We start from the raw sequence: 10,703 nt of genomic DNA on the forward strand, positions 1-10,703 counted from the left end.
GCCCACTAGACCCACGACACGCCGTCTAAAGCACCACGTTTGCGCCTATAGCCCCGTAGTGTCCTATAATCCGAAAGCTAGGGCCGCAAGCACCACAACACCCCAACAAGGCGCTCAGACATACAGAAAACCGACATCCACTATCGGATGTCGGCATGTGGTGGAGCTAGGGGGATTCGAACCCCCGACCTTCTCATTGCGAACGAGACGCGCTACCAACTGCGCCATAGCCCCAAGGACTCGGATAGCTTAGCACCACGACGGGCAATGACGCAAGCCGACCACCAGCGCATGCGCGATGCCACGCGGCCACATCCCAAGCAGCAGGATTAACCATTCCATCGCCCCGCACAAACAACCGCGCCGCGAGCCAGGTGGCTCGCGGCGCGGCGACGACAGCAACAAGCAGCCCTATTGGGCTCGGCGCGCGTCCAAGACGGCATCCAGGTCCAGGGCGACAGCCTGGTCGGCGACGACCTCTTCGGTGGAGCGGGCACCGACCTGCGCGGTCTGAGCGATCGGGCGCGCGGGAATCGCCCCCGTAATGCGCGGGATGCCACGCAGGTCCGTGTCCGCATGAACGATGCGACCGCGAATACGGTCGCGCGACGCGTAGGTCGGCGCAGGGATCGGGGCAACGGTCCAGGGGCGTGCGGGCGTGTCGGCGACCTCGACGGCCTCGGGAACCTCAACGTTAAAGACGAGGGAAGGCACGGATCCCGTCTGAGAAGTGGACTCTGCGTCGGCCTCACGCGAGGCGCTCGGACGCGACTCGGCCACGGCCTTGCCACGGGCGGCGGCAGCAACGCGCGGCTGCGACGCGGGCGCCGTCGGACGGCCAGCGCCGCGAACGTCAGCCCTCAGCTTGGTGAGCAGCTCAACCTCATGCTCGGAGGCGCGCTGCGAGCGGATGGCCGCGAGGCGAGAGGCAGACAGGGACGCAACGAGGGCAACGATCGGAACAAGGAGCCACGCCCACGCGATCGACGTCGCAGCAATGACGATGCCAAGGATCACGGTAGACAGCGCACACACGCCCGTCACGACCAAGCGACGGCGTCCCGCAGCGCTCTCAGCGGCGAGGCGAGCGGCGCGGCGTGCCCGCAGCTTCGCGATGTCCCGAACCGCCCTGTTGTTCCGACGGTCGATGACAGGTCGGGTGCGTCCAGTGGTGGCCGTGTGCATGCTTCCTCCGCTCGTCAGCGCGCGCCGCGCCAGGATCGTTCCGCTGGCATGATCGCACGAGTCTAATTCTGACGCATTCGTATGAATGATGCGCAGTTTCGGCGAAAATCGGTCGATCTCACGAGACTGAACAATGGCCGTTCGGCGCGCGACCAGCGACGGTACGGTCGCGAGGAGCGACACGAATACCGCTGCGATGACGAGTCCACCAATTTCCACCCCTCCAACGTAAAGCGGTTTACGAGTAGCAACTTCGCAGCTCGTGGGCGTGTCGAGCTCTCAAACCTGGCGGTCAAAAGATAGGTAATCACAGCAGCCACACAAGTCCCAATAGTCACACGAGCATCAACGAGGCCGTGGCGATGCTCACCTTCAACGCGCGCACGCCCGCCCAACAGCTCCACAGAACGAAAAACCACCACAGCAGCGGGCACACGAAACTACCACACCCACATCCAATCGGCACTAACCGATAGCAGGACGACCCCAGCGCCGCTGAACGAGACCCCCCACAGGCAAAGACTCAGTATCGATAAAAAACGCAACATGATCGGCCCACTCCCCCGCGATGTGCATAAAACGCGGCCGCAGGCCCTCCTCGACCAACCCCAAGCCTCGACACACGCCCAACGAGCGCTCATTCTCCGGACGCACGCACACCTCCACGCGATGAAGGCCAAGCTCGCCCACCACCAAATCAAGGACAAGACCAGCAACCAAGGAACCCAAGCCTCGTCCCGCCCACTCCGATACGACCCAATACCCAAGCATCCCCGACGACATCGCCCCCCAGTGCACGTTCGACACAGTGAACTGGCCGACGAAACGCCCATCGATCTGAACGCCGAAAATCAGGCCGGTCCCCTCCCGATGATCCCGCTCAGCGCGACGCATGTACTGTGAAAAAGTTGGAATATGCTCCAACGTATCCGGCGGCAGAGTCGCCTCCCACGGACGCAACCAATGCCCGTCAGCCCGCCGCACCGCATCCAGCGTCCGATACTCCTCGCCGCGCACAGGACGCACGACCAGCTCACGAGGATTCACGCTCCCGACAGGCCCGGGTCGCAAAAAACCGCGCCCGACCGGATCTGCGACGCGCAGCGTGAGCATCTCAATATCGCGACCCCACACACACGAGCCACGCCGAAACAAGTACCTCATTCGAGGACCAGGCACTGCAGGGTGTCACCGGCGCGCACGGTCGTCACATCCTCAGGCACGACGGCCAGCGCGTTCGAGTCAGCGAGCGCAGACAGCAACAACGAGGCCGGGGTCCCCATGACGGCAGCGTGATAGCCAGCGCGCGGAGAACCCGTCAAGCGCACGCGCACGAACTCGCGGCGTCCCCGCGGCGAGTACCACGACCGATCGATTGCCGCACGCACAACTGGGCGGTTAACGCCCGTCCATCCCTGCATGTGACGCAGCGCGGGACGCACGAAGACCTCGAAACACACCTGCGCAGAGACCGGGTCGCCAGGCAAACAAACGATAGGGGTACCGACGCGATCCTCATCCCCACCGACAGTGCCCACACCCAAAATGTGACCCGGCCAGGCTGCGACGTTGTCAAAGCGAACCGTTCCCAGAGCACCAAGAACCTCACGGACCGTGTCCCCGCTGCCATACGAGATACCGCCCGTGGTCAAGACGAGGTCGGCGCGCACCAGCTGATCCTCGATCGTTTCACGTAGCCGCCCGCGCTCATCCGGGACGGCCGCGACACGGAAGGTCTGTGCACCTGCGTCGGCAACCGCGGTGGACAGGGCGTGCCCATTCGCGTCGAAAACAGTGCCAGGGCGCGCCTGGGTACCCGGCTCCACGATCTCATCGCCGATGGAGATGATGACGACTCGCGGGCGCGGGTGAACAAGCACGCGGTCGCGACCTACTCCCGCCAGAAGCGCCATCTGGCGTGCGCCGATGCGTGTTCCGGCGCGCAGCACCGTGTCACCCTGCGCCACGTCCTCGGCGCGACGGCGGATGTTTTCCCCATTGGCCGGGGCTGTGCGCAGCGCCACCTGGGCGACTCCGTGGTCGGTGAACTCCAAGGACACCACGGCCTCAGCACCCGTGGGCATGGGCGCGCCGGACGCGATACGAATCGCGGTACCAGGCACGAGGGCGACAGGGTCGACCGCGCCGGCGCGAATCTCTTCAGTGACGGGCAGCGTCACCGGCGTCTCCAGGGTGGCTCCCTCGCAGTCTCGCACGCGAACGGCGTACCCGTCACACGCAGACAGGTCGGCAACCGGAAGATTGAAGGGAGCCTGCACATCCTCCGCGAGCACGCAACTCACCGCGTCGGCGAGCTTAACGTCAAGCGGGGGCACCGCGTGGGCGACTGCCTGGCAGTCCTGGTAGAAGTCAGCAACGCTTCGCATGTTGGTTAGTCCTCGAGCTTGGAGCGCAGGAACGCCCTGAGTTCCCCTCCAAGCGCCGGGTCCTCAAGGGCGAGCGTCACGTTGGCCTCGAGGTAGCCGAGTTTGTCCCCGGTATCGAAGCGACGCTCGTCGATGACTACACCGTACAACCCTCCACCCGCTTCTTCGGGGAGGCCGATCATGCGCGCGTACCCATCTGTGAGCTGATACTCACCACCGGCGCCCGGCTCAATGTCTTCGAGGGCAGTGAACACGACCGGATCCAGCAGGTAACGACCGACGACCGCGTACTCCGACTTGACCTCGTCGAGCGGGGGCTTCTCCGTGACGCCGGTAATGCGCATCAGCTGCCCCTCATCAAGGTCAACCCCCTCAGGAACAGGCAACACTTCGACGGCGGTCGACGCGTAGGCTGTGGCCTGCTCGGGGGTGACCTTCAGCAGGGCGACGACGCTGCCACCCAAAGCCTGGCGAACCTGGATCATCTTACGCAGCAGCTGCGAACCGGGTTCCATGAGGTCGTCGGGCAGCAACACCGCGAAGGGAGACTCGCCCACGTGAGATTTCGCCTGCAGGATCGCGTGCCCCAGGCCAAGGGGATGTCCTTGGCGCACAGAATGGACGCGCGCGTACTTCTTGTACTCATTGACGTACTCGAGCGCCTCATCCTTACCCGCCTTTTCCAGGTCCGCCTCAAGGCCTGGTTCAGCATCGAAGTAGTCTTCGATCGCCTGCTTACCCGCTCGGGTGACAAACAAGACATCGGTGATGCCCGCGTCGGTAGCTTCGCGCACAATGTACTCGATCGCGGGGCGGTCAACGACGGGAAGCATCTCCTTGGGGACCGACTTCGTGATGGGCAGGAAGCGGGTTCCGCGACCGGCCGAAGGGACAACGGCGTGCACTACAGGCTGGTTTTTATCTGACATACTGCAAGCGTAGCGAAGAAACCACCCGAAAGGGAGACGATGACCACAAAAACAACTCTCCGCGCGGAGATTCTGGGGCGTCGGCGGGCACGGCGAACCGCCCCCGCCGAACCGAACACCGCACCTTCGTCAAATACTGACCATACATTGGTTCCGGTCCGTCACCGCGCAGAAGCGGCAGCGATCGCCACCCAGGTACGCGCCCTGGCCTCGTCAATGGGCACTGTGACCCTACCCGCCCTTTTCGTGCCCACTGCGCTAGAACCCGACCTGTCACTGACGCTCAACCTCTTCCCTCGCGCGCTCCTACCGGTTCTCGTCAACGAGGCCGGGGCCGCACTTGGCGGACCTCGCTGGGGCCGCTGGGAGGAGGGTCAGGCGTTAGTGACACCTGGACGGCCCCCCGCTCAACCGACCGGGAGTGTCCTGGGACCCGGCGCGTTATCCAACGCTGACCTAATCCTTGTTCCCGCATTGGCCGCAGGCCTAGACGGGGCGCGCCTGGGGCAAGGCGGCGGCTGGTACGACCGCGCACTCCCTCACCGCCGCTCCACTGCACCCGTCGTCGCTGTTGTCTTTGACGATGAGGTACTCCCACCCGGCACAATCCCACTCGAACCCCATGACGCTCACATTGACGCGATTATCACTCCCACGCGCACAATTCACATGCAACGCCTCTCACCGGCTTGATCGCGAGGCACACACGTTTGTCATACACGCCTCAGGACACGTTTTCGGGCCTCATTACGCTAGCCTCTGACCAAATGACATAAAGTGCGACAAAGATTACCCTCTATACACTGTCACCACGACGAAAGTCCCTTAATCTTCTCCGTGGTAATAACGTGCCCTCGCGGCACCAGCCGCGGCGGCTCCCGCCCGCCACGCCGAAGCATTCGGCGATTCAGACATGTCGGCTCAGCCGACCGATCACACAGGAGATCCCATGCTTAAGGGCTTCAAGGAATTCATTTCTCGCGGCAACGTCATCGAGCTGGCCGTCGGTGTCATCATCGGTGCCGCCTTTAAAAACATCGTCGACGCCCTCGTTAACGGTGTTATCAACCCTCTCATCGCTGCCTTCGTCGGCAAGCCAGACTTCTCGAAAGCCTTCATCGTCACGTTCCACGGCACCGATATTACGTTTGGTGTTCTGCTGACCGCCGTCATCAACTTCCTGATCATGGCATTCGCCCTCTACTTCTTCCTTGTCCTGCCCATGAACTACCTGGCCAAGCGCACGAAAAAGGCCGAGGACGAGGCACCGAAGGTTGTCTCCGAAGAGGTCCAGCTCCTCACCGAAATCCGCGACTCCCTGGCCCGAGGCGACCGCGCCTGATTCTTTCCTCCTCGCGAGCCGGGGCCGATCCACATCGGCCCCAGCGCTTTTGTATTAACACCACACGAGAGCACCACTGTGGCCTAGTGCCCGGCTGGCTCTCTCACCCCACTGAAGTGCCCGATCGCGCACGCTTCCCCACAAATCTCGCACGTAATTTAACCCGGTCACTTTTGAGCACCACGAGAAAACGTTGGAATTGCAACGACGCGATTTCAATATCTGAAATAGTCCGCGAGGAATTACGTGCGACATTGTTGGGAAACCATGTCAGGTCCTACACGTCGCAGGGTCCTACACGTCGCAGGGTCCTACACACCACGGGCCCTACGCATAACCGGAGCATCGGATCGACGCCAAGTGCGGCCCGCCACACGGACGGCCCTACGCGCGAGCCTGGGCGTGCGGGGGCACGTTGGCCAACAGACGCGCATCGTTAGCGCCATCGCCCCGATCGGCGGAATCAGCCATGGAACCCGGGCGCGTGTCCTCGGGGCGCACACGGTCCTCCCACGAGGGCGGCAGACCCTCGTCAATGAGGTGGCGGTCCACCTCAGAGACGAAGCGCGCGACGCGGCGCCGTCTACGCGGCGCAGGCGCATCACTCACTGGGGGTTCCCTGATCGCCCGACCCAGCCCCGGCCTCGTCACGAGCAACGGCCGCAGGCTTTGTGCGACGCACAACGTTGCCGAGCACCGCGTCAGACTGGAAACCGCGTCGCGTGATACCCAGGGCTTCGCGCAGCTCTTCGGCGGTCTCCAGATCAGTGCGTTCCACGCCGTCCGAGCGTACCCAGGCGACCATCTCGTCGAGTTGATCATCGGAGTAGGCGGCCAGCGGCAAACCCTTAGCGATCGCTGGGCGAGGACCACGATGCTCCTCAGCGGCGCGCTCCTTGCGTTTAATTTCCATGAGCATGCCTGTCGTGTCTTCGTCGGCTTTCTTGCGGCGTTGAGACTCCTCATCCAACTCTTCGTCCAGCACCGGCATGCGTGGGGAAGCGGGTGCGTCGGCGGTCCGGGCGGAAACGTCCTCGTTGGTCGTCTGGGACGCGGCCTTGTCGACAGGGGAGGATCCCTCGGTCACGTCCGACTCCTGTGGCACGGAGTCGTCGGAACGGACCGGCTCGTCCGTCAGGCAGTCGTCGCTGACGCGTTCGGGCACCGTCACGGCTGGAACCACATCACGGGTATGCAGCCGCTCGAGCGCCTCCAGGACTGCGTCGACGATCGCCGATGCGTCCTTCTCAGGGTCGATAAACAGAGCCATAGACAGGGCCGTGTAGACGGCCCACCCCTGCGCCTCAAGCCAGTGGGGGCGGGCCCTGTCACGCACGCGCTGACTGGGTTCGGCCAGGTATTCCGCGTCATCGGTCAAGACAGCTAGGAGCAGGCGGCCCGGTGAATCCGGGTGACCGATAGCCAAGGGAACGCGCATGCCGCCGGGGATTCCGACATTCGCGACGACCTCGAGTCCGCGCGAGTACAGGTGATCGGCGAGGTCGACCAGGAGCCGATCCGGTTCGCCAGGAAGGACCGGCCAAGCATCCATGCCCTCACCCGCATGCCCCTCAGCGATCTCGAGGAGGTCGACGAGCATGCGCGCCCCATCGTGGTGGAGGCGATCGCGGTCGATGTCCTCGCTGTGCAGGGAGGACACGAGGGTCAGATCACCGCGCACGACGCGCAGCGCCTCAGCGAGCGCGTCAGCGCCTTCCTCGGTCGAGAGCACACCAAAGTCGTGGATGACACGCCCGTGCGGGGTCTTGGCGAAGCCCACGGACAAGATCAGAGATTCGCGCGACAGCCCCACCGCTTCGTCGGGGTTGACAACGACGAAGGGCTCGGGCGTGGCCGGATCGAAGAAGGTAGCGAGGCCCGGCTCCCGCGCGCGCAAGGAAGCGACGGCTTCCTTGATGCGTCGCGCGTGTCGATCCGACAGGGCGACGACGGCCAAGGAGCGTTCCGGAGACTCAACCGCGTGTTCGATGACGGCGTCGATGACCGCGTGCACTTCGGTGCCGGTGGATTCGATCGCGTGGGCGCCGGGCGCGGGCATCCCTGTGGCCTCGACCCAGCGGGCACTCACGGGCGCGTTCGCGGCAGTCCAGGGCACGGGGATACCAGCGTGCTCATAGCCGTAGCGGGCGAGCAGCAGTGCGACTTGGTCGTTGAGACGCCTGGGGCCGGGTTCAACGCGCAGGGTGGGCAGGACGCCCGCGAGCGCGCGCGTCGCGCCGTCCTGGGAGGCGGCTGTCAGGTCGTCGATGACGACCAGCTGGTGGCCGCGCGCGATGATGGGGGCCAGCTCCGCCAGAGGGAGGCCGTCTGCGCCGTCGAGCACGACCATGTCGACCGTTCGGCCCGTTGGCGCGAGCATGGGCACCATGGCGGGGACGGTCATGAGGACGGGAAGCAGGTGTCGGACGAGCGGGTAGGCGATCAGCAGTTCCAGGTCCGTGGGCGCGGAACCGCCCTCGAGTAGTTCGCGCAGCTCTTCGTACTGGCTGGGGCGTGCAGCTAGGGCGTTCGTGCGGATGCGGCGCACGCCGGTGATGGCCTGCGGGATGAGCGAGGCCACCTGCTCCTCGTCGAGTTCGCGTCCTTCTCGGGCAAGTTCTTCGAGCGAGCCGGGGGTGGCACCGCCAAGCGCTGGCTGGGAGGCGAGCATGGCACGCAGCAGGGACGCCCACCAGGCAAGGTCGAGTTCGGTGTCGATGTGCGCGTCATCGACGCCTCGATCCGCGAGGTCTTGAGCCAGGGCGTCGAGGCCGTGGTCAGCTAGGCGCGCGCGCATCGCCAGGCGGGCGGGGATGTCGCGGGCGGCGGACGTGTCGGTCGACCATCGCTCGATGAGCGTTGAGAGGCGTTGCATGTGGGTGCCGACGAGGTTGGGTTCGTCTGCGACGAAAACTGGGGCAATCGCGTCGAGGTCGTCACGTACCGCGTCGGTCAGGGCTGCGATTTCGCCGATTTTAGCGGGTAGGATCGGCCAGGAGTCCTCGCCGCATACGGCGCACCAGGCATCGCGGCGCTCCTGGACGCGGATGAGGGCCCGGTGCAGGTCGGGCACGTGCACGCCGGGGCGTACGAGGTCTTGGGCTTGTTTAACTAGGCGGGTGCGTTCGGAGCGTCCCATCGTGATGCCGTGATCTTTGCGCCACTGTTTGGGGGCGGTGGCAATGACCATGTCGGCGGCGCTTCGCTCGAAAACGCGAGGTTGGAAGACGTCGAGGACATCTGCGATGCCGTCGAACATAGCGAGCTGGCGGTCCCACTGAGCGAGGGTGCCAGCGGGTTTGATGCCTGCCTCGCCGGCGACCGAGGCGATGTGGACGCGCAGCTCGGGCAGGGTGCGCGAGAGGCGGTCGACGCGCAGGAGCACGTCGGAGGCTTGTTCGTCGGAGGTCAGCACTGCCGATGACCATGACGAGGAGGAGTCTGTGATGAGTCGCCCGGATGCGAGGGCCTCGCGCAACAGGGACCTGGCACTGTCTCCCTGGTCGAGTGCGATGTCGTAGAGGGTTTGCTCGGACAGGCGCACGCGCGTCGTGGGGGCATCCTCGCCGCTCGTCAGGTCGGTGAGGGCACGTAGGGCATCTGCTGGGCATACTCCGAAGCGCCCGTACGGTTCGTGCAGTGCGGTGGCGTAGGCCGCCAGAGCGGAGCGCACGTGGCGCAGGCGAGAGCGCATCACGTCGAGGTTCTCCTGATCGACGACCGGTGACATGTCCTCCATGGCGTCCTTGACACGCCCCGCCAGGGCGCGTCGCGCGTCCGAATAGCCGTCGATATTAGCGACGATGTCGGCCAGACCCAGGTCGGCCAGCCGCGTGTAGGCGGCAATAGAGCGCGACGGGGAGGTTGAGACGTGCAGGACGGAACGCCCGGTAGCAGCGGCGTCCGCGAGGATCGCGGCCACGATGGAGGAGTCATCGCTGTGCGTGGGCACGTCGATGAAGAGGCTGCGTCCGTCGGAGGCGGCCTCGACTGCGTCCTGCTGGGCGGGGATGAGGTCACCGACGCCCTTTTCGGCCCAGGGGTCGCGGTCGTTCGGGTTGGTGGGGATCGGGTCGGCTGTTAGTGCGCGGCGCGCATCCTCTTCACCTGCGAGCGCGCGGATAACGGTGGAGTCGGCCAGGGCGTCCACGTCGGCTTCCAGGCTGGCAGCGAGGGGGCCGGCTGGGTGGCAGAACAGTCCGACAACCAGCTCGTCGCGCAGTTCGAAGCGGTCGAGGACGGCGCAGGCCTGACGGAGGGCGTTCATTGCCTGCGAGGAGGAGAAGCCGTGGGGGCCGCTGGCCTGGGCGAGGATGTCGCGCCCGTCGATGTCGTGGCCTGCGGCGCGCAGGGCGTCGGCTAGTTCGGGAGCTAGGAGGGCGCCGTGTCCCAGGGCGATCAGCACGTCGTCGTCGCGGCGGACGAGACGCACGGGACGCACTAGGGCCGGCGCGGTGAGGATTTCGGTGCCGTGGCGCCACGAGGCGGTTCCGATGCCCAGGTGAATGGGGCCTGTGCCGTGTGTCGCGGCACGTTGTTCGGAGCGGTCGATGATCGCTCGGGCGCGGTCGAGGGCGCGGCCCAGCGCGATGGGTTCGCGGATGAGGAGGCTCAGGCGTACGGGGTGCTCGGTGAAAAGCTGCGCGAGGCCGCCCGGGTGTGCTTCGGTCAGTGACAGCGTCGGCAGGGACCCGCTCTCGGTGGCGATGGTCTCCTCGAGTCGTGTGCGCCACGCGGCGCGCGCCTGACCGACAAGGGTGGTCGGGTGCGTCGGCGTGGACGAGGCCGCGGCGGCCTCGGGCTTAGGAGCGGAACGGCGCGAAAAGATACTAGGAACCACGGTTCCACCCTACGGCAGGG

At 65.3% G+C, this 10,703-nt stretch carries 8 protein-coding genes and 1 tRNA gene; 2 read left to right on the forward strand and 7 right to left on the reverse strand.

What is annotated here, in order from left to right:
- Positions 1-158: 158 nt before the first annotated feature.
- From RYL44_RS09210 to RYL44_RS09230, 5 genes are all read right to left on the reverse strand, one after another.
- Positions 159-234 (reverse strand) — tRNA-Ala (locus RYL44_RS09210).
- A 177-nt stretch (positions 235-411) separates the two neighbouring features.
- The gene (locus RYL44_RS09215) at positions 412-1,404 is read right to left on the reverse strand and encodes a hypothetical protein (RefSeq protein WP_314975782.1); all 993 of its coding nucleotides are present in this window, start codon (positions 1,402-1,404) and stop codon (positions 412-414) included.
- Positions 1,405-1,650: 246 nt separating this feature from the next.
- Positions 1,651-2,349 carry a GNAT family N-acetyltransferase gene (locus RYL44_RS09220; protein ID WP_314975783.1) on the reverse strand — a complete coding sequence of 233 codons (699 nt, stop codon included), beginning with the start codon at positions 2,347-2,349 and terminating at the stop codon, positions 1,651-1,653.
- Complete coding sequence (locus tag RYL44_RS09225) at positions 2,346-3,572, reverse strand: molybdopterin molybdotransferase MoeA (protein ID WP_073982879.1); 1,227 nt, start codon at positions 3,570-3,572, stop codon at positions 2,346-2,348. The genes RYL44_RS09220 and RYL44_RS09225 overlap by 4 nt, the downstream gene beginning before the upstream one ends.
- A 5-nt stretch (positions 3,573-3,577) precedes the next feature.
- On the reverse strand, positions 3,578-4,501 hold the full coding sequence (locus tag RYL44_RS09230; protein ID WP_314975784.1) for a UTP--glucose-1-phosphate uridylyltransferase: 924 nt from the start codon (positions 4,499-4,501) through the stop codon (positions 3,578-3,580).
- Between the two features lie 147 nt (positions 4,502-4,648).
- On the opposite strand from RYL44_RS09230, the gene RYL44_RS09235 reads away from it, so the two are divergent.
- Together RYL44_RS09235 and mscL are read left to right on the forward strand one after the other, a co-directional pair.
- Positions 4,649-5,194 (forward strand): 5-formyltetrahydrofolate cyclo-ligase, encoded by a 546-nt coding sequence (locus RYL44_RS09235; protein ID WP_314975785.1) that lies wholly within the window; start codon positions 4,649-4,651, stop codon positions 5,192-5,194.
- 256 nt (positions 5,195-5,450) lie between these two features.
- The gene (mscL, locus tag RYL44_RS09240) at positions 5,451-5,843 is read left to right on the forward strand and encodes a large conductance mechanosensitive channel protein MscL (protein ID WP_073982882.1); all 393 of its coding nucleotides are present in this window, start codon (positions 5,451-5,453) and stop codon (positions 5,841-5,843) included.
- A 384-nt stretch (positions 5,844-6,227) separates the two neighbouring features.
- On the opposite strand, the gene RYL44_RS09245 is transcribed toward mscL, so the two are convergent.
- Complete coding sequence (locus tag RYL44_RS09245) at positions 6,228-6,452, reverse strand: toxin (RefSeq protein WP_276739510.1); 225 nt, start codon at positions 6,450-6,452, stop codon at positions 6,228-6,230.
- Positions 6,445-10,683, reverse strand: coding sequence for a prevent-host-death family protein (locus RYL44_RS09250; protein WP_314975786.1), 4,239 nt, complete (start codon positions 10,681-10,683; stop codon positions 6,445-6,447). The genes RYL44_RS09245 and RYL44_RS09250 overlap by 8 nt, the downstream gene beginning before the upstream one ends.
- Positions 10,684-10,703 lie beyond the last annotated feature (20 nt).

Origin of the sequence: Actinomyces bouchesdurhonensis (genome assembly GCF_963540955.1) — a bacterium.
Lineage (GTDB): Bacteria > Actinomycetota > Actinomycetes > Actinomycetales > Actinomycetaceae > Pauljensenia > Pauljensenia bouchesdurhonensis.